This is a genomic window from Parabacteroides vesiculifaciens (assembly GCF_049860805.1).
GTDB lineage: Bacteria > Bacteroidota > Bacteroidia > Bacteroidales > Tannerellaceae > Parabacteroides.
The window spans coordinates 1,644,741-1,670,638 of the sequence record NZ_CP187555.1 but is presented as its reverse complement, the minus strand read 5'-3'; the positions used below and the strand labels follow the sequence as shown (position 1 = coordinate 1,670,638).

The 25,898-nt window shown below is 48.3% G+C and carries 20 protein-coding genes; 17 read left to right on the top strand and 3 right to left on the bottom strand.

Features of this window, described 5'->3' with window-relative positions; translation table 11 throughout:
- Window position 1 precedes the first annotated feature (1 nt).
- The 6 genes from ACPYIV_RS06785 to ACPYIV_RS06760 all read left to right on the top strand — a co-directional run bounded on the left by ACPYIV_RS06785 (window position 2) and on the right by ACPYIV_RS06760 (window position 5,513).
- The gene (locus ACPYIV_RS06785; protein WP_425886194.1) at window positions 2-1,282 is read left to right on the top strand and encodes a restriction endonuclease subunit S; all 1,281 of its coding nucleotides are present in this window, start codon (window positions 2-4) and stop codon (window positions 1,280-1,282) included.
- Window positions 1,283-1,410: 128 nt separating this feature from the next.
- A complete protein-coding gene (locus ACPYIV_RS06780) occupies window positions 1,411-2,391 on the top strand; it encodes an AAA family ATPase (protein WP_425886193.1) in 981 nt (326 codons plus the stop codon).
- 4 nt (window positions 2,392-2,395) lie between these two features.
- Entirely contained in the window at window positions 2,396-4,057 is a 1,662-nt protein-coding gene (locus tag ACPYIV_RS06775) for a type I restriction-modification system subunit M (RefSeq protein ID WP_425886192.1), read from the top strand.
- A 188-nt stretch (window positions 4,058-4,245) separates the two neighbouring features.
- Window positions 4,246-4,695 (top strand): DsbA family protein, encoded by a 450-nt coding sequence (locus tag ACPYIV_RS06770; protein ID WP_008149358.1) that lies wholly within the window; start codon window positions 4,246-4,248, stop codon window positions 4,693-4,695.
- A gap of 153 nt (window positions 4,696-4,848) precedes the next feature.
- Complete coding sequence (locus tag ACPYIV_RS06765) at window positions 4,849-5,160, top strand: type II toxin-antitoxin system RelE/ParE family toxin (protein WP_087375565.1); 312 nt, start codon at window positions 4,849-4,851, stop codon at window positions 5,158-5,160.
- Between the two features lie 8 nt (window positions 5,161-5,168).
- Window positions 5,169-5,513 carry a HigA family addiction module antitoxin gene (locus ACPYIV_RS06760; RefSeq protein WP_008149372.1) on the top strand — a complete coding sequence of 115 codons (345 nt, stop codon included), beginning with the start codon at window positions 5,169-5,171 and terminating at the stop codon, window positions 5,511-5,513.
- Here the strand turns inward: ACPYIV_RS06760 and ACPYIV_RS06755 are convergent.
- Window positions 5,510-6,001, bottom strand: a complete 492-nt coding sequence (locus ACPYIV_RS06755) for a TlpA family protein disulfide reductase (protein WP_300761976.1) — start codon at window positions 5,999-6,001, stop codon at window positions 5,510-5,512. The genes ACPYIV_RS06760 and ACPYIV_RS06755 overlap by 4 nt on opposite strands.
- Before the next feature lie 142 nt (window positions 6,002-6,143).
- Here ACPYIV_RS06755 and ACPYIV_RS06750 point away from each other — a divergent pair, with 142 nt between their 5' ends.
- The gene (locus ACPYIV_RS06750) at window positions 6,144-6,521 is read left to right on the top strand and encodes a GtrA family protein (protein ID WP_293741036.1); all 378 of its coding nucleotides are present in this window, start codon (window positions 6,144-6,146) and stop codon (window positions 6,519-6,521) included.
- 27 nt (window positions 6,522-6,548) lie between these two features.
- Here ACPYIV_RS06750 and ACPYIV_RS06745 read toward each other — a convergent pair whose 3' ends face one another.
- Entirely contained in the window at window positions 6,549-7,436 is an 888-nt protein-coding gene (locus ACPYIV_RS06745) for an AraC family transcriptional regulator (protein ID WP_293734567.1), read from the bottom strand.
- 101 nt (window positions 7,437-7,537) lie between these two features.
- On the opposite strand from ACPYIV_RS06745, the gene ACPYIV_RS06740 reads away from it, so the two are divergent.
- The 7 genes from ACPYIV_RS06740 to ACPYIV_RS06710 all read left to right on the top strand — a co-directional run bounded on the left by ACPYIV_RS06740 (window position 7,538) and on the right by ACPYIV_RS06710 (window position 19,357).
- Window positions 7,538-9,016 (top strand): rhamnulokinase, encoded by a 1,479-nt coding sequence (locus ACPYIV_RS06740; protein WP_425886191.1) that lies wholly within the window; start codon window positions 7,538-7,540, stop codon window positions 9,014-9,016.
- 4 nt (window positions 9,017-9,020) lie between these two features.
- The gene (locus ACPYIV_RS06735) at window positions 9,021-10,277 is read left to right on the top strand and encodes an L-rhamnose isomerase (protein WP_195280754.1); all 1,257 of its coding nucleotides are present in this window, start codon (window positions 9,021-9,023) and stop codon (window positions 10,275-10,277) included.
- A 1-nt stretch (window position 10,278) separates the two neighbouring features.
- A complete protein-coding gene (gene rhaT, locus ACPYIV_RS06730) occupies window positions 10,279-11,304 on the top strand; it encodes an L-rhamnose/proton symporter RhaT (RefSeq protein ID WP_293734570.1) in 1,026 nt (341 codons plus the stop codon).
- Window positions 11,305-11,360: 56 nt separating this feature from the next.
- Complete coding sequence (gene rhaD, locus ACPYIV_RS06725; RefSeq protein WP_293734571.1) at window positions 11,361-12,161, top strand: rhamnulose-1-phosphate aldolase; 801 nt, start codon at window positions 11,361-11,363, stop codon at window positions 12,159-12,161.
- A gap of 549 nt (window positions 12,162-12,710) precedes the next feature.
- Window positions 12,711-14,462: an alpha-L-rhamnosidase C-terminal domain-containing protein gene (locus tag ACPYIV_RS06720; protein WP_425886190.1), complete on the top strand. Its 1,752-nt coding sequence runs from the start codon at window positions 12,711-12,713 to the stop codon at window positions 14,460-14,462.
- A gap of 17 nt (window positions 14,463-14,479) precedes the next feature.
- Entirely contained in the window at window positions 14,480-17,059 is a 2,580-nt protein-coding gene (locus ACPYIV_RS06715; protein WP_425886189.1) for a family 78 glycoside hydrolase catalytic domain, read from the top strand.
- A 105-nt stretch (window positions 17,060-17,164) separates the two neighbouring features.
- The gene (locus tag ACPYIV_RS06710) at window positions 17,165-19,357 is read left to right on the top strand and encodes an alpha-L-rhamnosidase C-terminal domain-containing protein (protein ID WP_425886188.1); all 2,193 of its coding nucleotides are present in this window, start codon (window positions 17,165-17,167) and stop codon (window positions 19,355-19,357) included.
- Window positions 19,358-19,445: 88 nt separating this feature from the next.
- On the opposite strand, the gene ACPYIV_RS06705 is transcribed toward ACPYIV_RS06710, so the two are convergent.
- Window positions 19,446-20,078, bottom strand: a complete 633-nt coding sequence (locus ACPYIV_RS06705) for an HU family DNA-binding protein (RefSeq protein WP_293734793.1) — start codon at window positions 20,076-20,078, stop codon at window positions 19,446-19,448.
- 561 nt (window positions 20,079-20,639) lie between these two features.
- Here ACPYIV_RS06705 and ACPYIV_RS06700 point away from each other — a divergent pair.
- The 3 genes from ACPYIV_RS06700 to ACPYIV_RS06690 all read left to right on the top strand — a co-directional run bounded on the left by ACPYIV_RS06700 (window position 20,640) and on the right by ACPYIV_RS06690 (window position 25,897).
- Window positions 20,640-21,632, top strand: a complete 993-nt coding sequence (locus ACPYIV_RS06700) for a DNA/RNA non-specific endonuclease (protein ID WP_425886187.1) — start codon at window positions 20,640-20,642, stop codon at window positions 21,630-21,632.
- 162 nt (window positions 21,633-21,794) lie between these two features.
- Window positions 21,795-22,844: an efflux RND transporter periplasmic adaptor subunit gene (locus ACPYIV_RS06695; RefSeq protein ID WP_293733832.1), complete on the top strand. Its 1,050-nt coding sequence runs from the start codon at window positions 21,795-21,797 to the stop codon at window positions 22,842-22,844.
- A gap of 11 nt (window positions 22,845-22,855) precedes the next feature.
- Entirely contained in the window at window positions 22,856-25,897 is a 3,042-nt protein-coding gene (locus ACPYIV_RS06690; protein ID WP_293733831.1) for an efflux RND transporter permease subunit, read from the top strand.
- Window position 25,898 lies beyond the last annotated feature (1 nt).

The window sequence follows — 25,898 nt, the reverse complement described above, 5'->3', positions numbered from 1 at the left end:
TATGACAAAAGATAAGGATATAAAAACGGTTGTGCCTGCTTTGCGGTTTCCGGAGTTTCGGGATGGTGAAGGGTGGAAGAGAACACCAATATTGGAAATATGTGAAATTATAGGTGGAGGAACTCCAACATCATCTAATGACGTATATTGGAATGGTGACATTCCTTGGATATCCTCATCAGACATTAACGAAAATAACATATCTGAAATAACTCCTACAAGACATATAACAAAAGATGCGATTAAAAACTCTGCGACCAAACTTTGTAAAGCTCCAAGTATTCACATCGTATCCCGTGTAGGTGTAGGAAAAGTAGCTTTTAGCAGAGTAGATATATGTACCAGCCAAGATTTTACTAATCTGTGTAATATAAACTGCAACTATATTTTTCTGTCTTATTTGCTTTCAATCATAATGAAACAAAAGGTTCAAGAAACACAAGGTACCTCTATTAAGGGCATTGCATCTGCTGAAATTAAAAACCTTCATGTGCCATTGCCAGAAATTGAAGAACAGCAAAGGATAGCTGACTGTTTGAGTAGTTTGGATGATTTGATAAGCGCAGTAGCAGATAAGATAGAAACATTGAAGGAGTATAAAAAGGGATTGATGCAGCAACTATTTCCTGCCGAAGGCAAAACAACTCCGGCTTTTCGTTTTCCCGAATTCCAGAAAGCAGGAGAATGGATGCTTTTGCCAATAAAAAAATGTAATATTGATATACTTACAGGTTATGCGTTTAAAGGGACTGAAATTTTAGAAGATAACGACGGTATTCCATTAATGAGAGGGATAAATATTACAGAAGGTGTAGTGCGTCATAATAATGATATAGATCGATTTTACAGCGGAGAAGATCATACATTATCTAAATACAGATTATTATGTAATGATCTTGTTATAGCAATGGACGGTTCAAAAGTTGGACGTAATTTTGCATTGATTAATAAGCAAGATGAAGGTTCATTATTAGTTCAACGTGTGGCAAGACTAAGAGCTGATAATATTGATTTCATCATGTTTATTTATCAACAAATAGGATCAGATCGATTTAAAAAATATATTGATCGAATAAATACAAGTAGTGGTATTCCCCATATTAGCTTAAAGCAAATTGAAGATTTTAAGATATGGACAACACGTAATGACAAAGAATTTAGGATGGTTACGAATTGCCTATCATCAGTAGACGAACTCATATCCACCGAGATCGCAAAACTCGACCAACTAAAAGCCCATAAAAAAGGATTAATGCAACAACTATTTCCTAAATTACAATGAGTAACGAAGCGAAAATATTCAAATACAACACATTGTCGGATGTTGCCGTCAGATTTCGTTCTGATTTAAATGATTTCGACTATGTTTTAGTATATGCCTATAATGGGACGGGAAAAACTCGTCTTTCTATGGAATTTAAGAACAGAGGTAGAGATACGGAAACTAATACCAGAGATACACTATACTTCAATGCTTTTACCGAAGATCTTTTCTATTGGGACAACGACCTTGAAAATGATACGGAGAGGGTTCTCAAGATCAATGCAGATTCGAACTTCTTCAACGGGTTTAAAGAATTAGCATTAGAAGAGAAGATATTCGGTTATTTGCAACGATATGCAGAGTTCGATTTCAAGATCGATTACGAAGAGTGGCATATCTCTTTTTCAAAGGAGGAAGAAGATAAAATAAAGATTTCACGTGGTGAAGAAAACATATTTATATGGTGTGTGTTCCTTGCCATTTGCGAACTGGTCATTGATGGAGCCGAGGCATATTCATGGGTTAAATATATTTATATAGATGATCCTGTGTCTTCGCTTGATGACAATAACGTTATCGCAATTGCCAATGATTTGGGTAATCTGCTGAAAAAGGATTCCGGAAAAAGAAAAATCGTTATTTCCTCTCATCACCATTTATTCTTTAATGTGATGTATAACGATTTAAAAAGGAATGGACGTAAAAGTTATTTCTTTCACAAAAACGGGGCAAACGGCTATACATTGAGGGCGACCGACGAGACACCGTTCTTTCATCATGTCGCAACTCTATGCGAATTAAAACGGCTCTTACCTAAAGAGGGGCAGACGATAGACGATGTGCAGATAAACACATATCATTTTAATATGTTGCGCAGTGTTGTTGAAAAAACAGCGGTGTTTTTCGGTTATAGCCATTTTTCTAAATGTATTCATGGTATAGAAGATGAGGTGTTATTTGGACGAGCTTTGGATTTACTTAGTCATGGTAAATATTCGATATACGAACCTGTATTCATGGGAAGAGACACGAAACAACTATTTGTCCGAATCCTTGATGCCTTTTTGAGAAAGTATGAATTTTACCTGCCTGAGATATTAATAGAAACAGAACAAGAAAACAGATAAAAATATGACAATAAAAGAACAGCACGAACTGGGTAAAACCCTGTGGAGAATAGCAGATGACCTCCGTGGTTCAATGATGGCAGATGATTTTCGCGATTATATGCTGTCTTTCCTATTCCTGCGTTATATTTCAGATAACTATATAGAGGCTGCAAGAAAAGAACTCGGAGGGGATTATCCAGATAAAGCACCGGAAGAACTGAAAGAGCATGGTGTTTCGACACCGTTGCAATTATGGTACGGAGAGAACCCGGCAGATGTATTGGATTTTGAAAAACAGATGCGCCGTAAAGTGCATTATGTGATTGAACCGGACTATCTATGGACTAATATTTACGAACTTGCACGGACGCAAAATGATGATCTTCTGAAAACACTAGAGAAAGGGTTTAAATATATCGAAAACGAATCTTTCGACAGGGCGTTTCAAGGACTTTTCTCCGAAATAAATTTGAACTCGGACAAGTTAGGTAAGAATTATGACGAACGCAACGCACTACTTTGTAAAGTGATAACAAAGATTGCCGAAGGAATCGCTCAGTTTTCTACCGATACGGATATATTAGGGGATGCTTATGAATACCTGATCGGTGAGTTTGCCGCAGGTTCAGGACAAAAGGCTGGCGAGTTCTATACGCCACAACAATTGTCGAGCATTCTGTCGGGTATCGTCACATTGGATACCCAAGACCCTAAGTCCGGACCGAAGAAAAAACTTGAAAACGTCTTGGACTTTGCTTGTGGTTCTGGTTCTTTGCTGCTCAATGTGCGCCACAGGATGAAAACCAATGGGGGAAGTATTGGTAAGATATACGGACAAGAGAAGAATATCACGACCTACAATTTAGCTCGTATGAATATGCTCCTGCACGGAGTCAAAGATTCGGAGTTCGAAATCCATCACGGTGACTCACTTTTGAATGATTGGGATATGCTGAATGAAATGAACCCGGCCAAAAAAGTAGAGTTCGATGCTATTGTTGCAAACCCTCCATTCAGCTACCGCTGGGAACCTACGGAAGAGATGGGGAAAGATTTCCGTTTTAAGAACTATGGGCTTGCTCCCAAATCAGCCGCAGATTTCGCTTTCTTACTTCATGGTTTCCATTTTTTGAAACAAGACGGCACGATGGCGATTATTTTGCCTCACGGTGTGCTTTTCAGAGGGGGAGCAGAAGAACGCATTCGCACAAAATTGCTCAAAGACGGCAATATAGATGCTGTAATCGGATTGCCTGCAAACCTTTTCTTTTCAACAGGTATTCCTGTATGTATCTTGGTACTCAAGAAATGTAAGAAGTCCGACGACGTACTCTTTATCAACGCCAGCGGCAAAGAAAATTTCGAGAAAGGCAAGAAGCAGAATAAACTACGGACTAAAGACATTGACAAAATCATAGACACCTATAAGCAGCGGAAAGAAGAAGAACGTTACTCTCGTCCTGTCTCGATGGACGAAATCGAAAGAAACGGTTATAATCTGAATATTTCACGCTATGTTAGCATTGCCAAAGAGGATGTGAAAATTGATTTGTTGCAAGTCAATAAGAAGTTGATCGAGCTGGAAGGTAAAATAGCTGATGCCTCCGAAAGACATAATAAATTTCTCGCAGAACTTGGCTTACCATTACTTACAAAGAGTAAAGAAGGTGAGACAAAACATTGACGGAGTAATCACACACAATTAAGTTGCATATTTTGTTTCGGTTTGCCTACATCCGCCCACACATCCCCACAAATGCCGACACACGCCGACAGATGACGACTGGGCTGTTTTTAGTGGGAGTATCTTTGTCATGTTTTCGAGAACAAAGCATTTCAAAAGTTATTCACAATTAAAAAACAGAAACAGTTATGTCAGTAAAGTATCGTTTGGTAAAGAAGAAGAATTTGGGTAAAGATCAGGAAGCGGTTCCTGAGAAAGTGTATGCACAGCCGGTCTATATGGAACTGGTCAGTTTCGAATCCCTTTTGGACGAGATCGTCGAGGCGGGTATTCCGACCAACCAGGTGAAAGGGGTGATCGACCGTATGAATTATCTGATCCGCAAGCATCTGTCTGCCGGCCGACGCGTGCAGTTCGGTGAGTTCGGGAACTTCCGCTACGGTGTCGGTTCGATTGGAAGTACGACGGACGAAGATTTCGATCCGGAGATGATCAAGACTCCGCGTATCGTGTTCAGCCCGGGTTCGTTGCTCCGTAAGGCAAAACAGGATGCCAAGTTCGAACGGTTCGCTTTTGTCCCTGTTGACTCCGGAAACGGCAGTGGCGGGGGTGAAGATGACCGCCCCGGTGAATTGTAAGGGAAGCATCATACGAATAGGCAAGGAGAGCGCAGGTCACGAAAGGGGGCTGCGCTCTTTGTTTGCTGTAATGGAGTTGATATCAATAAAAATATCCTCAATTTTGTTGATGTTTAGAGGAAAAAAACTATCTTTGTTGATAAGTAAAGCAAAATGATAGTAACATTCGATAAAGAATATTTGAAAGTGCTGTATGAACAGGGTAAGGATGACAAAAAACATCGTTTCCAGCCAAGCATCGTGAGTCGTTACAAACGATGTGTTGATTACTTGAAACAAGTCAAGAAAATTGAAGAACTCTTCCTTATACCCTCTTTGCGTTATGAAGTTTTAGAGGGTGATAAGGCTGGTATTTCTTCCATACGAGTGAATGACCAATATCGAGTGGAGTTTGCTGTGGTGGAGAAAGGTGAGCCGAGGATCACCATTTGCAACATATTGGAATTGTCCAACCATTATAAATGAACAGATCCATGATAGAAGTAAAAGGCGTGAAACGGGATATGATAGCTAATAATTTGGAACCGTTTGAACCGACACATCCGGGGGAATTGCTTAAAGACGAAATAGAATGTCGAGGCATATCTCAACGGCAACTTGCCGCTGACATGGGTGTCTCATATACGGTACTCAATGACATTGTAAACGGCAAACGCTCCGTAAATACAAAGTTTGCTTTGCTTTGTGAGGCAGCCTTGGGATTGCCGGCTCATATATTGATAGGACTGCAAGCCGATTATGATATGCAAACAACTAAGCGGGACAAATCTTTCCTGAAAAAGTTAGAAAGTGTCAAACGGATTGTTGCGGTATTCTAAGTGGTAATTTTCATAATTTCCTCCGCATCCACCTTTTCCGTTTGTGTCAGGATGATCGTACCGCTTTTGTCGGCAAGGAATACGCGGGGAATGGTGTTGTCGGCAAAGAGGGAGTAGACGTTCCGGTCCGGATCGGCGAAAAACTTCATATCGTACTGATGTTCCCGGAAGTAGGCCGTTACCTGCTCTTCGGTTTCGCTGCGGGCGATCAGGAGTATGCGGACGGACGGGTTATCTTTATACGTATTATATAAAGTGGAAATATCCGGGAAAGCCTCCCGGCAGTCGGAACAGGTCGTGCTGAAGAAAATAATTAGCGCGAACTTATTTTCTAAATCCTTATTCGAGACCGTGCCGTCCGGATTGGAGATGCTGAATTCTGGAAGCAGGTCGCCTTCTTCCAGAGCAAAACTACCCGCAGGCAAATCTTCACGGATGCAGGCAGTGAGGGATAACAGGCTGATTATGTAAAACAATAAATATTTCATGGCGGCAAAGATACGGGTTGATCGCCATACTTTGTGACTTATTGTATGGCTATTTGCATATTATCCGTATATTTGTCCCGGAATATCAAACTTCAAAGAACAAAAACAGCAGGAAATACATTTGGTTTTACAATCTAAAAATATGGTACGCGTGATCCGGTTTATACTGATCGGTACGTTGAATGCGTTGATTACAGTCTTGATTGTCTGGCTGATGATGGACAAGCTCGATTGCAACTATATCGCTACCAACATCACTGCCTATGTGATTGCGCAGATCAACAACTTCTTCTGGAGCAAATACTGGATATTTTCTTCCCGTACCGGTAAATTCCGCCGTGAAATCCCTCTTTTCCTGATCGCTTTCGGATGTGCCTACTGCGCCCAGTTTCTCGCTCTGCTGATCATGGTGGAAATCTTCGACCTGAACGAATACCTCGCCCAGTTCCTCGGACTCTTCATCTATGGAGCAGTCAACTACATGATGAACAAGAAAATCACCTTCCAATTCAACCCTTAATTTTTTTATTTTCAATTTTCAATTTCCTCAGTGCGCCCGTTCGCGAAACTCCGACGGCGTCACCCCCTCTTTCTTCTTGAAGAAGGTGGAAAACTGTCCGGCATTCTCGAATTTGAGGCTGTAGGCTATTTCAGAGATATTCATACTGCTACTGGTAAGCAGTTCCTTTGCCTTCAGGAGTTTCTGTTGCAGTTGGTACTGGGCGGGCGATACGCCTGTATATTCTTTGAACATACGGCGGAACCAGGAGTAACCGAGCCCCAGGCGGGAGGCTATTTCTTCAGGCGTCAACGGGTTTTCCACTTGCTCTTTCATCAGGATGCGCGCTTCGTTGATCTTATCCACTACATAGGTATTCGTAAAGGAGTTGTTTCTTCTTTTGTAATAGACGGTACCTAATATGTGGAGAACGATACTCGAAATCATCTCCTGGTAGCCCGTCTTTTCCTGAGAGGCGAATTTCAGGATGTCTTCATATAGCCCGACGATCGTCGCGCTGAGCCCGATGTGCTGTAACGGCTCTTCACGGGTAAAAAAGCGTTTCTCCACGCGGCGGTCGATGTGGACACCACGGAAGCCTACCCAGTATTCGTCCCAACCCGTCTCGCTGTCGGGGTAGTAGCTGTGCCATTCTCCCGGAAAAAGCAGGATCATCGTGCCTGCGTTTATCTTTTGCATCTTGCAGGATTGTGAGGAGAAGTAACCGCTTCCCTTCGTGATATAGACTAATTGGTATTCGTTCAGGATTCGCCCGGTCTGCGGCTTGAAGTTATAATTGTCCGGATGCTTCGAAAGAGGATAGTTCCCTTTCGGGGGAATAAACTGGTAGCCTACAGTCGTGACGACAATTCCCCACTCTTCGTCTATCGCACTTATCGCCAGGTATCTTAATTGATCGCTTAGTTGTTTCTCCATCTCCTCTGTCAGATTTGAAAGGTTTAAAATCATTTTCAAAAGCAAAGATAGTAATTTACCGTTTACTTTTGCAATCATAAAACAAACAACTTTGTTGTACCATGAAGAAATATAACTTTTTAGCCTTTGACATAGGAGCAACCAGCGGACGTGCCGTATTAGGGACCTTGGTTGGTGACAAATTTGAAATGCAGGAGCTCCACCGCTTCCCGAATGCGATCATGGAGTTGCATGGAAAACTGTACTGGAACATCTATCAGTTGTATGATGCCTTGAAAGAAAGCCTTACGATTTGTGCACGCCGGAACGTGGTGCCGGACTCTATCGGGATCGATACCTGGGGTGTCGATTTCGGATATCTGGCGAAAGACGGTACGCTGTTGGGACTGCCGCGTGCGTATCGCGATCCTTATACGGAAGGGGCGCCGGAAGAATATTTCCAGCGGATTCCCCGGTCGGAAGTCTACCGGCTTACCGGCATACAGATCATGAATTTTAATAGTGTTTTCCAGTTGTTCCGGGCCGGGCAGGAAGGCTTCGGACCGTTGAAGGCTGCCGAGGAGATACTCTTTATGCCCGATCTGCTTTCCTACCTGTTGACGGGCAAAAAGGTTTGCGAATATACGGATGCTTCCACTTCCGGACTGCTGAATCCGGCGACGAAAGAGTTCGAGGCGTTCTTGCTGGATGCGGCCGGTGTAGCCCCCTCCATCATGCGTCCGGTAGTGATGCCGGGAACAGTGGTAGGGGAGTTGACCGACGCGCTTGCCCGGGAAACGGGGATCGGCAAGGTGCCTGTCATAGCAGTCGCCGGTCACGACACGGCTTCGGCCGTCGCGGCTGTCCCGGCTTCGGACCGGGAGTTTGCCTACCTTAGCAGCGGCACGTGGAGCCTTATGGGGATCGAAACGGAGGAACCGATTATCACGGAAGAATCTTTCCGGCATAATTTTACGAACGAAGGCGGTATAGACGGGACGACCCGTTTCCTGAAAAATATTACGGGAATGTGGTTGCTCGAACAGTGCCGGAAAGAGTGGGAGAAGGCCGGGCGCGATTATTCTTACCCTGCGATTGTCAAGATGGCGGAGCGGGCGACACCTTTCCGCTGTTTTGTGAATCCCGATGATCCGCGTTTTGCCAATCCGGAATCTATGACAGAGGCGATCAAGGCCTATTGTCGCGAGACGGGGCAGCCGGAGCCTAAGGATGATGACGAGTTTATCCGTTGTATCTTTGAAAGCTTAGCATTCCGGTATAAAGAGGTGTTGGCCTTGTTATCTGAAATAGCTCCTTTCCCGATCCGCAAATTGCATGTGATCGGGGGAGGTTCGATGAATAATCTTCTCAATCAATTTACGGCAAATGTAATTAACATGCCGGTTGTGGCAGGGCCTTCCGAGGCGACGGCAATCGGCAACTGTATGGTGCAGGCGAGGGCGGCAGGATTAGTGGCCGACCGCTGGGAGATGCGCCGTTTGATCAACTCTTTCCTCTCGCCGGCTGTCTTTCTGCCGGAAGGTAGCGGCGAGTGGGAAGAGGCTTTTAAGAAATATCAATCTATAACCTCAAAAAAATAAGACCATGACAAAAGAAAACATTATCAGACAAGCGTATGAAGCAGCTGTTGAACGCTATGCAGCTGTCGGAGTAGATGTAAAAGAGGCAATGGACAAATTGCAGAAAATTTCTCTCTCCATGCACTGTTGGCAGGCGGATGACGTGAGCGGCTTCGAGAACCAGGGCGGTTCGCTGACGGGCGGAATCCAGGTGACGGGCAACTATCCGGGACGTGCCCGCACGATCGACGAAGTTCGTGCCGATGTCCTGAAAGCGGCTTCGCTGATTGCCGGCAAACACCGTTTGAACCTGCATGAAATATATGGAGACTTCCAGGGCAAGAAGGTCGATCGCGACGAAGTGGAACCTGCTCATTTTGAAAGCTGGATGCAGTGGGCGAAAGAAAACGGGATGAAACTGGATTTCAACAGCACTTCTTTCTCGCATCCGAAGAGTGGCGACCTGACGTTGGCGAATCCGGACGACGCGATCCGTAATTTCTGGATCGAACATACGAAGCGCTGCCGCTGGATCAGCGAGGAGATGGGTAAATATCAGGATGATCCCTGTATCATGAACCTTTGGATTCATGACGGCAGCAAGGAAGTTCCCGCCAGCCGTCTCAAATACCGTCAGATATTGGAACAGTCATTGGACGAGATTTTTGCAACCGAGTATAAAAATATGAAGGACTGTATCGAAGCAAAACTGTTCGGTATCGGCCTGGAGAGTTATACGGTCGGTTCCTATGATTTCTACTTAGGTTACGGTGCGAAGAAGAATAAGATCGTGACACTCGACACAGGCCATTTCCATCTGACGGAAAGTATTGCCGACAAGGTTTCGGCCTTGCTTCTCTTTACGCCGGAGATCATGTTGCATGTGAGCCGTCCGATTCGTTGGGACAGCGACCATGTGGTGATCCTGAGCGACGACTTGCTCGACTTGGCACGTGAAATTATCCGTTGCAAGGCATTGGACCGGGTGCATATCGGTCTGGACTATTTCGATGCGACGATCAACCGTATCGGGGCGTACGTGATCGGTTGCCGTGCGACACAGAAAGCCTTTATGCAAGCCCTTCTCGAACCGTCTGCGACCTTGCAGCAATACGAAGCCGAAGGTAAGTATTTCCAGCGTTTGGCTTTGCAGGAGGAAATGAAGAGTCTCCCGTGGACGGCTGTCTGGGATATGTTCTGCCTGCAAAACGATGTGCCGGTAGGTGAAGATTATATTGCTGAGATAGAGAAATATGAAGCCGAAGTAACAAGCAAACGGTAATATGGAAATAATCATCGGATTAATCATAATTGCGATCGGAAGCTTCGGACAGAGCAGTTCCTATGTTCCGATCAATAAAGTCAAGGATTGGAGTTGGGAAAGTTTTTGGTTGGTGCAGGGCATTTTTGCCTGGCTCGTCTTTCCGTTCTTAGGGGCGCAGCTGGCCATTCCCGACGGTAGCAGCCTTTCGGAACTGTGGAGTGCCGGCGGAGCTGCGGGAGCTGTTATCTACGGAGTCCTGTGGGGAATCGGCGGCCTGACTTTCGGGTTGAGCATGCGTTATTTGGGGGTGGCGCTCGGCCAGAGCATCGCGCTTGGAACGTGTGCCGGTTTCGGAACGCTTTTCCCGGCAGTTTTTGGCGGAACGGATTTGTTTCATGGCGATGGACTGGTCTTGCTGATCGGTGTATGCATCACGCTTGCCGGTATCGCCGTGATCGGATATGCCGGAAGTCTTCGAGCCCGTAATATGACCGAGGAGGAGAAGAAAGCGGCAGTAAAGGATTTTGCGTTGACGAAAGGCTTGCTTGTCGCTCTTTTGGCCGGTGTGATGAGTGCCTGCTTCAATCTGGGCTTAGAATCCGGTGCTCCGATTCTTGAGAAGGCGAAACAGTCCGGCGCAAGCGAATTGTTCGCACTGAACCCGGTCATCCTGTTAGTGACGATCGGAGGCTTTATCACGAACGCTTCTTATTGTCTCTTCCAGAATGTAAAGAACGGGACGGGGAAAGATTATTTTTCCGTATCGGGCGGTACTTTGCTGAATAATGTCTTATTTTGCGCGCTGGCAGGTGTTTTGTGGTATTCGCAATTCTTCGGGCTGGGAATGGGAAAGAGCTATTTTGCCGATTCTCCGGTGATGTTGGCTTTTTCATGGAGTATCCTGATGTCGCTGAATGTGATCTTCAGCAATGTGTGGGGCATTATCCTGAAAGAATGGAAAGGGGTGAGCCGGCAGACGATCATCGTTCTGATATGCGGCATGTGCCTCCTGATATTCTCGCTTTTGCTGCCTAATTTGATTTAAGATGACGATTTTAAGTCGGGGGCGTGTCCCTCATAAAAAAAGATATAATAAGTAAAATGGAAACAATCAGAAACAATGAAAAATTGATGGCCGAGATCGGCCGTATCGCCGAAGTGGCCGGTTATCTCTGGACAAAAGGATGGGCGGAACGTAACGGCGGTAACATTTCCGTAAACCTGACCGACTTGATGAGCGACGTCGAAAAAGCGCTCCCCGCACTGGGGCCGGCTATTCCGTTGCAGGAAGCAATGACCGCCCTCGCCGGGCATATTTTTTATGTCACCGGTACCGGAAAGCGGATGCGCTATGTCGCACAGGACCCGTTTGCCAACGGTTCCCTGATCCGTATCGCCGGGGATGGCAAAAGTTATGATATCATAGCCGAGCAATTGATTTTGCCGACCTCCGAACTGCCTTCTCATCTGATGATGCATAATTATCTGCGTGCCCTGGGCCGTGACAATAAAGTCGTTCTGCATACGCACCCGACCGATCTGATCGGCATGACGCATTGCAAACCGTTCTTAGATTCGGACGTCATCACCCGTACGTTGTGGAGCATGATTCCGGAATGCCGTATCATTGTCCCGAAAGGTGTCGGCATCGTTCCGTATGAAATCCCCGGAACGTTGGATTTGGCACGTGCCACCATCAAGCAATTGGAAAAACACGATGTCGTATTCTGGGAAAAGCATGGCATCCTGGCAGTCGGCGAAGACCTGATCGAATGCTTCGACGCAATCGATACCCTGAGCAAATCCGCCCAGATCTATTTTAGCGCACGCATGGCAGGTTGCGAACCCGCCGGCATGACCGACAAGCAGTTGGATGATTTGGTCCCGGCTTTCGGTTTGTGATAGATTGTGATCGTAAATGATAATTTGTCTGTTACTTTTGGCTTGATCCAAAAGTAACCAAAAGATCAAGGCTTAACCGGCTGGGCTACTCCGGGCAAAGACTACGCTGTCGCCTGCGAAACTCGCTTCGCTCAGACAGCGCAGGCTCCGGACGCTTCGTCTTTGCCCTCCGCTTAACGCCCACCCGCTTAGGCCTTTCTTAGAAAGCTGCGCTTTCTCTTGGGATGGCCGACACCGACAGCTCTTTTGCGTCCCCGTGCGGAGCACGGGGACAAGCCTGTTCCCGCACTTGATGCGGAATCACAAAGAAGCAGGCAGTATCGGCCATCCCAAAAGAGCCGTCAGGCTCTATTTCCGGCCTAAGCTGGTGAGCGTTAAGCGCAGTGACCGCAGTGAGCGTCCGGAGCGTCTGCTGTTTGAGCGAAGCGAGTTTCAGACGCGACAGCGAACGAAGGGAACGGAGTAGCGAAGCAGGTTCGGCCTTGATCTTTTGGTTACTTTTGGATCAAGCCAAAAGTAACAGACAAATCATTATAAATACCATGTACCATGAAAAAACTGTTTATTCTTATATCCTTATTCATTTCAATCCCGTTGTTTGCCCAGCAGCGCGATAGCCGTGTGCGCGAATATCTTTCTCCTACGCGCATTGTCTGGCAACAAGAAAGTCAATTAATACAAGGTGCAGACCATTTGCTTCTTCCCGGCAACGGACAATCCGATCTGGCAAACCGTTCCATCTGCAAACTCACGAGTACCGGCCGGCAACATCCCGCCATCCTGTTTGATTTCGGAAAAGAACTGCAGGGAGGCCTTCAAATCGTGACAGGAATGCCGGCCTCGCACGAACCGATCGCCGTCCGTGTCCGTTTTGGCGAGTCGGTGAGCGAAGCGATGTGTGATGTCGACGGAGTAAACGGAGCTACCAACGATCATGCCATGCGCGATTTCACCATTCGCCTGCCCTGGCTGGGGGTCATGGAAGTAGGTAATTCCGGTTTCCGTTTTGTACGCATCGACCTCCTCGATGATTCCGTTGAGTTACAGTTGAAAGAGGTCCGGGCCATCTCTACTTTCCGCGATATACCTTATAAAGGTTCTTTCCGTTGCAATGACGAACGGTTGAACAAAATCTGGCAGACCGGCGCTTACACCGTGCATCTGAATATGCAGGAATATATCTGGGACGGGATCAAGCGCGACCGCTTAGTCTGGATCGGCGACCTGCATCCGGAAGTGATGACGGTCAATACCGTGTTCGGTTATAATGAAGTCATCCCGAAGAGCCTTGACCTGACCCGCGACATCACACCGTTGCCACAGTGGATGAACGGGATGTGCAGCTATTCCATCTGGTGGTTGCTGATACAGCGCGACTGGTACTACTATCAGGGCGACCTGGCTTATCTGAAGGAACAGAAAAGCTATCTGACCGGCTTGCTTCGCCTCCTGATCTCTAAGGTGGATAAAGAAGGCATCGAGAGGCTCGATGGAGGCGGACGTTTCCTCGATTGGCCCTCCAGCGAAAACGAGATCGCTATTAATGCGGGTTTGCAAGCCCTGATGTTGCAGGCGATGAAAGCCGGTAACGAACTTTGCAAGGTATTAGGCGAAGATGCGTTGGCCGCTGAATGCGAGGCGGTGAGGAACCGTATGGTCAAAGCCGCCCCTAAAGTGATAAAGCCTTTCCTGAAATCAGGTGTCGCCCCCGATGCTCCGGGTTCGAAGCAGGCGGCTTCCCTGTTGGCGTTGGCCGGTCTGATGAAGCCGGAGGAGGCCGATCGGAAATATCTCGCGGTCAATGGCGGACATGGGTTCTCTACATTCTATGGTTATTATATGCTTCGTGCAATGGCCGCCGCCGGCAATTATCAAGGGGCGATCGACGTGATCCGCCAATATTGGGGAGCGATGATCGATCTTGGCGCTACGACTTTCTGGGAAGATTTCAACTTAGACTGGCTGCCCGGTGCTTCGCGCATCGACGAACCCGTTCCGGCAGGCAAGAAAGATATCCACGGCGACTATGGCGCTTATTGCTATAAAGGTTTCCGCCATAGCCTCTGTCATGGCTGGGCATCCGGTCCGACCTCATGGTTGAGTGAATATGTGTTGGGTGTCCAGGTTGTGGAACCGGGCTGCCGTGTTGTCCGGATCACGCCTCATTTGGGTGACCTGAAATGGGTGGAAGGAACGTTCCCGACTCCCTACGGCCTGATCACGATCCGGCATGAGATGGGCGTAGACGGTGAAGTCAAGAGCCGGATCGATGCGCCGTCCGAAGTAAAAGTATTACGATAATTAAATGATATAAAGATATGGGAAAGAAAAACACGCTGTTGATCTGCTCGCTTGCCTTCCTTTCGTTGCTGGGTTGCAAGGGCAAAAACGAACTTACGATTCCGGTTAATCTGCGAACCGAATACCTGCGCGAACCGATCGGTTTAGATACAAAAAATCCCCGTTTCACCTGGGAATACAAAGGTGGAGAGAAGAACTTCCTCGCTTCCCGTTCGGAAATCCGTATCGGGACTTCGCCGGATAACCTGCAACCGTATACTGGCAACATGACATTGGAACCGCATACCCGTTACTATTGGAATGTGACGGTATGGGACCAGGACGGGGATGTCTGCGAGACTTCGGAAACAGCTACCTTCGAAACGGCCAAGTTCAATCCGTCCGACTGGTCGGGGAAATGGATAACCGACAGCCACGACAAAGAGTTCGAGCCGGCCCCCATGTTCCGTAAAGCCTTTACGCTTGAGAAAGAGGTCAAAGAAGCTCGTGTCTATGTTGCCGCCGCCGGTTACTACGACCTGTTTATCAATGGCAAGCGGGTAGGAGAGAACTACCTCGATCCGGGCTATACGCATTTCGACAAACGCATCCTATATGTGACGCACGATGTGACTCCTTTGTTGAAGAAAGGTGAAAATGCAGTCGCTTCGGCGTTGGGCAACGGCTGGCACAACATACAGTCCAAGGCTGTCTGGGATTTCGAGACTGCCCGTTGGCGTAACCGTCCCCGGATGCTCTGCGAACTGCGCCTCCGCTATACCGATGGCACGACCGAGGTGATCGTTACCGATGAGAGTTGGCGTACGGCGACTGGCCCTTATACTTATAATAATATTTACAGCGGCGACAAATACGACGCCACGTTAGAAGAGGACGGCTGGAATGCGGAAGGTTTCGACGACAGCAAGTGGGCTCCGGTACAAATTACGGAAGCCCCGGCTCCCTTGTTGGTCGCCCAGCAGATGCCGGGTATCCGGATTACGGAAGAATTGTCGCCCGTCTCGATGAAGAAGTTCAGCGACAAACTCTATGTCTTCTCTTTCGAAAAGAACTTTGCCGGCCTGTCCCGGTTAAAGGTGAAAGGCGCTCCCGGCACACGGATCACCCTGAAGCATGGCGAACTGCTGAAACCGGACGGACGTCTGGAACCGGGAAATATCGACGTCTATTATCATCCGGTAAAACCGAACGAAGTGTTCCAGATGGATGTCTTTACACTGAAAGGAACGGGCGAGGAGGAAATCTTTATGCCTTCCTTCGCCTATCATGGCTTCCAGCACGTGGAAGTCGAAAGCTCTGCTCCCGTAACCCTGGCAAAGGAGAGCCTGACCGGCTTGTTTATGCATACGGCAGTTGAACCCGCCGGTTCATTCTCTTGCTCCGATCCGCTGCTGAACAAAATATGGAAGGCGACAATGGAAGCCTACCGCAGCAACCTGCACAGCATTCCGACCGACTGCCCGCAGCGTGAAAAGAACGGCTGGACGGCCGATGCGCATGTCGCGATCGACCTCGGCCTGTTGGGCTTCGACGGCATCACGTTGTATGAGAAATGGATGAATGACTTTATCGACAACCAGCGCGAAGCCGGTGAAATCTCCGGCATTATCCCGTCCAGCGGTTGGGGATACGGCGAATGGCCCGGCCCGGTATGGGATGCCGCCATGTTTATCATCCCGAATGCCCTGTATAATTATTACGGTGAAACACGCAGCATCGAGAACCTTTATCCCACGATGTTGCGCTATTTGGATTATCTGAAAGCGAAAGAGAAAGACGGCGGCTACCTGACGTTCGGTTTGGGCGACTGGGTGTACTGGAAGTCTACGACCGATAACACCTATACTTCCACGGCTTATTATTATCTGGATTATACCTTGATGGCCCGCTTTGCCGCACTGTTGGGCAAAGATGCCACCCCTTACCGGCAGAAAGCCGACGAGTTGAAAGCATTGGTCAACCGTAAATTCTTCAATCCCGAAACGGGAGTCTATGCCGAAGGAACCCAGACGGCGCAGGCGATTGCCCTCTATTTGGGAATCGTTCCGGAAGGGAAGGAACAGCTGGTGGCCGATAAGCTTTGCGAGGTCGTGCGTGCCAACAACCATTTCCTCGATTTCGGCTTGTTGGGAAGCAAATCTGTCCCGGCCATGCTGACCCGCTACGGCTATGTCGAGGATGCCATGAAGATGATCACGAAGACGGAAGCGCCCTCCTGGGGCTATTGGGTGGAAACAATGGGATATACGACGTTGCCTGAAACCTGGACGTTGAGTCCGCAGTTCCGGGATGCCTCCCTGAACCATGTCTTTATGGGAGATGTCTCCGCCTGGATGATGAACCAGCTTGCCGGTATCAATTATGATGCTGCCGAACCCGGTTTCCGCCATATCCTGATTACTCCCCATTTTGTGGAAGGAATGGACTGGGCGAAAGGTGAGTATCGTTCCGTACGGGGATTGATTTCAAGCCAGTGGAAACGTGAGGGCGATAAGGTTACGCTCACCGTGACAATACCCTCTGGCTGTACGGCCGAGATCCGGGTGGGTGACAAGACGAAGACGGTCGGTTCCGGTACGCACGTTAACACTTTTTAGGCGCATAGCCTCTCCAACGTTAGGGAAGCGCCCTCTCCAACATTAGGGAGACGCTCCCTCCAACAGATGTTCGCTTTATGATGTAAAACTTTAAACAAGAATAGGATGAAAAATTATTTCTTGCTATTGCTGTTGATCGGATGTATCGCATCCGTTCAAGCCCAATCCGACTGGAAAGCGCATTGGATCAATACCGAACGTTGCCAGAGCGCGACAAACACCTGGCTGGCTTTCCGTAAGGCCGTCCATATAGACAAAGTCCCGCAGACGCTTACCGCACGTATCGCTGCCGATAGCAAATACTGGCTATGGATAAACGGCCGCTTAGTGGTCTTCGAAGGCGGATTGAAACGGGGGCCTTCCCCTTATGATACCTATTACGACCCGGTCGAGATCGCACCCTATCTGCAAAACGGCGAGAATACGATTGCCGTGCTGGTCTGGCATTTCGGCAAAAGCGGGTTCAGCCATGTGAACAGCGGGCTGGCGGCTTTGCTGTTCGAAGCGGTCGCTCCCGGAATCGAGATCGTTTCCGACAAGAGCTGGCAATGCGCCGTATATGATGCATACCAGGATACGGATGCTCCCTATCCGAATTTCCGTTTGCCGGAAAGCAACATCCGTTTTGATGCCCGGATGGAAATGTCCGGATGGAACCAGCCCGGCTACGCGGGAAAGATGCCGAATGCCGAGATCATTTCGCCTGTCGGGGTCGCACCTTTGGGCAAGTTGGTCGAGCGTCCGATACCCTTATGGAAAGACTATGGCTTGAAGCCGTATGCCAGTGTCCGCCGGTCGGCTGCCGGCGATACGCTTTATTGCCGCCTGCCTTATAACGGCCAGGTGACCCCTTACCTGAAAGTGGAAGCTCCTGCCGGCAAGGTGATCCATATCCGGACGGACAACTATGAAGGCGGTTCCCAATATAACGTCCGCGCCGAATATATCACGCGCGACGGTGTGCAGGAATACGAGAGCTACGGCTGGATGAACGGCCACGAGATGCTATATATCCTGCCGGAAGGCGTGAAGGTGTTGGACGTGAAATTCCGGGAGACGGGTTATAATACCGAATTCACGGGTTCTTTCAGCTGTAACGATCCGTTTATGAACGAACTCTGGAAACGTTCGGCCCGTACCCTATATATAACGATGCGCGACAGCTATATGGATTGTCCGGATCGCGAACGGGCGCAGTGGTGGGGTGACGAAGTGAACGAACTGGGCGAGGCTTTCTATGCCCTTTCTCCCTCCAGCCATAAACTGGCGCTAAAAGGGATTCACGAGCTGATGAACTGGCAACGCGAAGACGGCGTGATTTTCGCTCCGGCCCCGGCCGGCAACTGGCGGAAGGAACTGCCGTTGCAAATGTTGGCATCTGTGGGCTGGTACGGTTTCTACACCCAGTATTATTATAGTGGCGACAGTAGCTTTGTCGCCGGTATTTACGACCGTATGTACCGCTATCTGCACGAAGTTTGGCAAGTCGACAAGAGCGGCCTGGTCATGGAGCGCGACGGCGATTGGAGCTGGGGCGATTGGGGTGAAAACATCGATATGGGCGTGTTGGCCAACTGCTGGTATTACCTGGCGTTGAAAGCAGAGAAAGCCTTTGCCCTCCAACTCGGGAAGACGGCCGATGCCGACGAGATCAGCCGTATGATGTACAGCATCGGGAAATGCTTCGACACGAAGTTCTGGACAGGTTCGGCCTATCGCTCTCCCGGCTATAAGGGAGAAACGGACGACCGTGCGCAGGCAATGGCTGTCGTTTCCGGTCTGGCTTCCGCCGATAAATATCCCGCCTTGGTAAAAGTCTTGAAAAAGGAATATCATGCCAGCCCCTATATGGAGAAGTATGTGCTCGAGGCCTTGTTCCAAATGAATGAACCTGCGTTTGCTCTGGAAAGGATTAAACAGCGCTATACGAAAATGATGAATTATCCCGAATACACAACCCTGTTCGAAGGGTGGGGGATCGGCCCGGACGGTTTTGGCGGCGGTACGATCAACCATGCATGGAGTGGCGGCCCGCTTACGCTGCTGAGCCAGAAAGTATGCGGCATCGAACCGACTTCTCCGGGTTTCCGCTCCTTCAAGGTCCGCCCCCAAATGGGCACTTTGACCGAAGCATCCGCCACGGTCGACACGCATTTCGGCAAGATCGAGGTGTCGCTCAAGCGGAAGGGGAAAAAGATCGAAGCCGCCCTTTCCGTCCCCGACGGAACGACCGCCGAAGTCATCTTGACCGACGGCTCCCGAAAGCATTTCGGTCCGGGGCGTCACTTGGCGAAATAGAGCTTGCCATATCCGGATAAATAATGAAAAGGCCGAGGTCTCCGAATAGGAACCCCCGGCCTTTTTTGCTATATGCCTGTTTATACCGTCACGCCTCCTTCCTGCGTATATACACTTTATGTTTCCCCCAACCGGAAAAGGTGATCCCGCTGGAAGGATCGTGGCGGAAGCGTTGCAGTTCCAATGTCGCGCTTGTCCGTTTCAGCCCGGTGATGCGCATATAGTCGGATATGCGCATGAAAGGATGTTCGTCCAAGTAGTGCAAGGCCTGTGCCAGCCGCTCCTTCTCTTCGTAGGGCGAAGGTTGGATGCGGCTGGTTCCCCCGCGCTCCAGCCGGCACCGCCGGTTGGTGTTGCGTACCAATTTCCTGTCCACCCTGAAATCGACGCCGTTCACCTCAAGGCTCTGTGCGTTCCGTTTCGGCTCCTCTTCATTCAGGTTCTCTGCCTCCTTGTTCTTCACCACGCCTAATTTGGGTTTGAACGTCCCGATCCCTTCGAGCGTCACCGACCGTCCGTCCGCCATGCAGCGTGCCAGTTGTTCCGCCACGGCGGTCATCACCGACACCACGCTCGCCCGGCTCAGCCCTGATCCGGGGTAGGCAATCTCATCCATGAACTGATTCGAATCGATGTTTTCCTCTATCTTCATCCGGTAGAATACCCGCTTCTCGCCTTTACCGTTGAGGTCGCTCATTTCCTGTGTGATATATCTTGCCATGCCTGCTGTATATAAATTGTTTTGCTTGCTATAGGAATATCCTTTCGCTCCTTGCTTACAAATATACTTATTTGCCGTATTATTTCCAAATCTTAACCACTGATTATATAATCGCAGCCAGTAATTATATAATCAATGGTTGTGATTTTATAATCAGTGCCACTGATTACAGAATAATAGGGCATAAAAATTTGTTTTTCAGTCCGGACACACACTTTTGCATAGGTAGATTCGAGATATTCATATAGGGTGGGGAAAGGGGGGGCTGATGTTTTGTGATGAAAATAATCGTTTGCTGCATAAACTTGATACTTGTGATAGATGTGGGGGAACAGGTTATTTGCCCCCAATATAGTTATCATGAATCTGGAATTTATTGTTATGCCAATATAAGCCGGGAGTGTGTGAGAAGGAATGCCGGTCTTCATTCGGATGATTGACATTGCATTTAACCCGTTTTTTCTAACAATCCAAACCAATACATTCTCTTTGCATATGTTGTATAGCATCTTTATATTGCCTACTTTTGCGGTTGAATAGGAATAGGTTTTATCAAGAGAGATGGCAAAAAGAAAAAGCGCAAGGAAACCGCGGAAAAAGGTTCAAAAGACTTCGTCCTTCCTTTCCACTGTGAAGCGAATGTTTATTGGAGCCTTTATCGTAGTGGCTTGTTTTATTGGATTTCTGTTTATATATGATTACTTTGCTCCGGCGGCTGGTCACAAACCGGTGGCTGTTGAGAAAAAGGGACAGGATGCTGTTTCTTCAGGGAAGGCTGTAACTACTTCCAAACAAAATGTACAGGACAAAACTCCTGCAAAGAAAGCGCCTGTCAAATTTTCTACAAAGACTTTTAAAATCCCTGCAGACACAGAGATACCCCGCTTGAAGGAGAAACGCCGGGAGCAGGTTATCAAGCATGAGGGATATACGGTTTCTTATAATTCCGAATATTGCATAGCCAACTGGGTAGCATACGAATTGACCGCTACGGAAGCCAAGAGTAAAAAGACGGAACGCTCCAATAAGTTTGTCTCAGACCCGTTGGTGAAAGGTGCAACGGCAACGAATGAAGATTACACACGCACGGGTTACGATCGTGGCCATCTGGCTCCGGCAGGCGATATGAAATGGTCTGCTAAAGCCATGCGCGAATCTTTTTACCTGAGCAACATCTGCCCGCAAAAACCGAAATTAAACCGGGGTATCTGGAAAGACCTCGAGGAACAGTGCCGCTTGTGGGCGTTGGATAACGGTTCGCTTTTGATTGTTACGGGGCCGGTCATTACAGGCGATATGAAGCGGTTAGGAAAAAATAAGGTGGCGATACCCAAATCTTTTTATAAAGTATTATGTTACCATACGGAGAAGGGTTATAAAGGTATCGGATTTCTTTTCGAAAATAGGGACTATAAAGATAATTCGCTGAAATCGATGGTGATACCTATCGACAGTGTGGAAAAGGTAACAGGCATTGACTTCTTCCCGTCTATCCCCGACGATCAGGAGAAAGAAATGGAGGCGGCGGTCGATTGGAGCAGTTGGTCGTTTTAATGCATATATCTGAAAAATTATCAGAGGATACGCTTTTAAACCCGGTGGAAACCGGAACAATAGATTTTAAAAGAATGTTGTATTGTTATGGTGTAAAAGCTTGGATATACAATTAATAATCAGAATATAATAGTAATAACAAATAACTAAATGCAAGTTATCATGAATGGTAAATTAATCCCCGTTTTTGTATTGGCAGCATTGATGTCGTGCAGTCAGCCGCCGGTGAAGGAGCAAGGTCCCCGTCCGGTAAAGCTGACGGAAGTGACCTCATTGAACTTAGTGGAAAAGTCGTTTAGCGGCGTCGTTTCGCCGGACCAGTTCAGTGACCTGGCCTTTAAAATGTCCGGGCCGCTGGTTTCGCTGAATGTGGATGAAGGGCAAAAAGTCCGTACGGGACAGGTCGTGGCAGAGATCGACCCGCAGGACTTCAAATGGGAATATGAAGCGAAGAAAGCCTCTTTCCAAACGGCCGAAGCGCAGTTGCAACGTGCCAGGAAGTTGTTATCCAAACAGGCAATTTCCAAGCAGGAATATGAAACGACCGAAGCCTCTTATTCCAATGCAAAGGCTGCATTCGAATATGCACAGAACCAGTTGGAACAAACCAAACTGCGTGCTCCGTTCGATGGTTTCATCCAGAAGAAATATGTCGAAAACTATCAGAAGGTACAGGCCGGACAGGGTATTGTCTGCCTGATCAACCCGAACAAGTTGCAGGTGCAGTTTACGATCCCGGAAACGAATATCGTCTATTTCTCTTATTCATATAATATATATGTAGAGTTCGACAACTATAAGGGAGTCCGTTTCAAGGCAAAGGTGAAAGAGTATGTGGAAGCATCACCCGACGGTTCGGGCGTACCCGTCTTCCTGTATATCGACGATCCTGAATTTAACCTCAATAAATATAAGGTGGCTGTCGGTTTCTCCTGCCGTGTCATCCTGCATATCGAGAGCGAGAGTTTCAGCGAAGGCGCTGTCCTGGCACCTCTTTCTGCTATCGTGGCAAGCGAAGAGAACAGCGACAAATTTGTGTTTGTCTATAATCCGCAGTCGCAAAAAGTGGAACGTCGCCAGATTGAAGAAGCCGAATTGGTCGGTAAAGACAATGTGGTGATCGTAAAAGGCCTGAAAGCCGGCGACCAGGTCGTCTCTGCCGGTGCGACCCGACTTGTGGAAGGACAACAGGTAAAAGTATTAACAGATTAAGCTGATAAATAATGAATCTTCCAGTATATTCCTTAGAGAATAAGAAGATTATATACTTCTTCCTGGCAGTGATGCTGATCGGGGGTATATATTCTTTCTTTAAATTGCCGAAGAAGGAGGACTCGCCTTTCGTAATCAAGCAGGCTGTTTTGGTTACGCAATATCCGGGTGCTACTCCTCAGGAGGTGGAAAAGTTGATAACGGAACCTATCGAACGGGAAATTCAGTCCATGTCGGATGTTTTCCAGATCAAGTCTGAATCTTACTTCGGCATGTCGAAGATCTCGATCGAATTGCAACCGACCCTGGCTCCGGATTACATGCCGGTGAAATGGGACGAACTACGGCGTAAAGTAGCCAATATACAACCCCGCCTTCCGAGTGGTGCATCCGCCATCAATGTGAGTGACGACTTCGGGGACGTGTTCGGTATCTATTATGCCTTGACGGCCGATGAAGGTTTTACCTACGATGATATGCGCGACTGGGCGCAGAAGATCAAGACGGAACTGACGCCGATCTCCGGTGTGCAGAAAGTATACCTGTTTGCCGAGCAGACGCAAGTCGTGAATGTGCGTATCTCCGTTCCCAAGCTGGCGAACCTGGGGATCGACCCCAATTCGATACAGCAAGTCCTGCAAACGCAGAACCTGTTGGTCAACACTGGCGAGATCATGACCGGAACCTACCAACTTCGTGTGCGTGCCGAAGGTACTTATAAAAGCATCCAGGATATACGCGACCAGCTGATCGTGACAAAAGGCGGCGGTGAAGTCCGTCTGGGTGATATCGCAACAGTCGAACGGGGATATATGGATCCTCCTTCCAACCTGATGCGTGTGGATGGCAAACGGGCGATCGGTATCGGCGTGGCTACAGGGTCTAAAGACGATGTGGTGGCGGTCGGTAATGCGGTTGCCGACCATCTGAAAGAGATGGAACAGCTGTTCCCGATCGGCATGGAGCTGAAAACCATCTATCCGGAGAATAAGATTGCCAATGAGGCGAACAACGGCTTTATCCTGAACCTGATCGAATCGTTGCTGATTGTGATCGTGATTATCTTCCTCGTGATGGGTTCGCGTGCCGGTATGTTGGTGGGCAGTTCGCTGCTCTTCTCTGTCGGAGGCACTTTGCTGATCATGTTGATCTGGGGCGTCGGGCTGAACCGAACCTCACTTGCTGCATTCATCATTGCGATGGGTATGCTGGTGGATAATGCGATTGTGGTGACCGATAACGCACAGGTCGGTATCAAGCGGGGCCTGTCACGTTACCAGGCGTTGGTCGACGGTGCTACCAAACCGCAATGGGCGTTGCTGGGGGCAACCTTTATCGCTGTTTGTTCTTTCCTGCCGATGTACTTGGCGCCGGCTTCCGTAGCCGAAATTGTCAAACCGCTGTTTATCGTGCTTGCCGTATCTCTCGGACTGAGTTGGGTATTGGCTTTGACACAGACAACGACTTTCGGTAGTTTCATCCTGAAAGAAGGCAAACCGGGCGAATCCAAAGATCCGTATGACACGAAGTTGTACCATCGGTTCGAGAAAGTATTGGGCCGCCTGATCAAACGCCGTTACATCACGCTTACTTCGGTTGTGGCGACCTTGTTCTTGTCTCTGTTTATCATGGGTATCATGCCGCAGAGTTTCTTCCCGATCATGAATAAGCCGTATTTCCGTGCCGACCTGATCTTCCCGGAAGGGTATGGTATCGACGATGTGGAAAGGAATGTGATCAAGATCGAGGAATATCTTAAGAATAACGAGAATATCAAATCCTATTCCTTTACGATGGGAGGCTCACCGGTGCGTTATTACCTGGCAAGTTCTTCTATCGGTCCGAAACCGAACTTCGCCAATGTCTTGATCGAGACCAAGGACGCGAAAGATGCGCAGAGCGAGGAAAACAAGTTCTATGAATATATGGTCGCCAATTATCCGGATATTTTGACCCGTTCAGCTTTGTTTGCTTTGTCTCCCGTGCCTGATGCCGCAATTGAAATCGGGTTTGTTGGCGATAATATCGATACGCTGGTGGCTCTGACGCAGCGTGCGCAAGAGATCGCCCGCAAGAACGAGATGGTGATGGAAGTGCGTAACAGCTGGGGAAACAAGGTTCCGGTATGGAAGCCGTTGTATTCGCAGGAGAAAGGTCTCCGCTTAGGTATCACCCGCCAGCAGATGGCCTATTCGCTTCGTTCGGCTACAAACGGCGTGCCTTTAGGCGAATACCGTGAGGGGGATGTGTTTATGCCGATCCTGCTGAAAGATGCCGATCGTGACTCCATGAACCTGAATGATATCAAGACCTTGCCGGTCTACAGTGCCAAAGGTCGCTCCGTGAAAGTGGAACAGGTGACCGACGACTTCTCGCTCGATTACGAGTACAGTGTTGTGAAGCGTTACAATCGCCAGCGTTATATGATGATGCAGTGCGAACCGAAACGCGGCGCCAATACGATGGCCGCTTTCAGCCAGTTGTGGCAGGAGATCCAGCAGGAGGTACAGGTTCCCGAAGGATATAAACTGCAATACTTCGGCGAGCAGTCCGAGCAGGATAAAGGTAACAAGGCGATTGCCGCCAACATCCCGTTGATGTTCGGTTTGATCTATGTCACCTTGTTGTTCCTGTTCCCGAAATATTACCGGAAGCCGGTATTGATCATGTGTATGTTGCCGCTGATCTTCATCGGTGTAGTATTGGGATTGCTGGTGTTCGGCAAGTCGCTCGACTTCTTTGCCATGCTGGGTCTGTTAGGTCTGATCGGTATGAATATCAAGAATGCGATCGTGCTGGTAGACGAAATCGGGTTGCAGCTCAACAGTGGCCTGGCGCCGGTCAATGCGGTGATCGAAGCAACCAAGACGCGTATCGTTCCGGTGACGATGGCATCGGGCACAACGATCTTGGGTATGTTGCCGTTGTTGGGTGATGCCATGTTTGCCGGTATGGCGGCGACGATTATGGGAGGTCTGTTCGTTTCGACCATCCTGACCATCTTCGTGCTTCCGGTGACCTATTGTATATTCTTTAAGATTAAATCGGTATAAT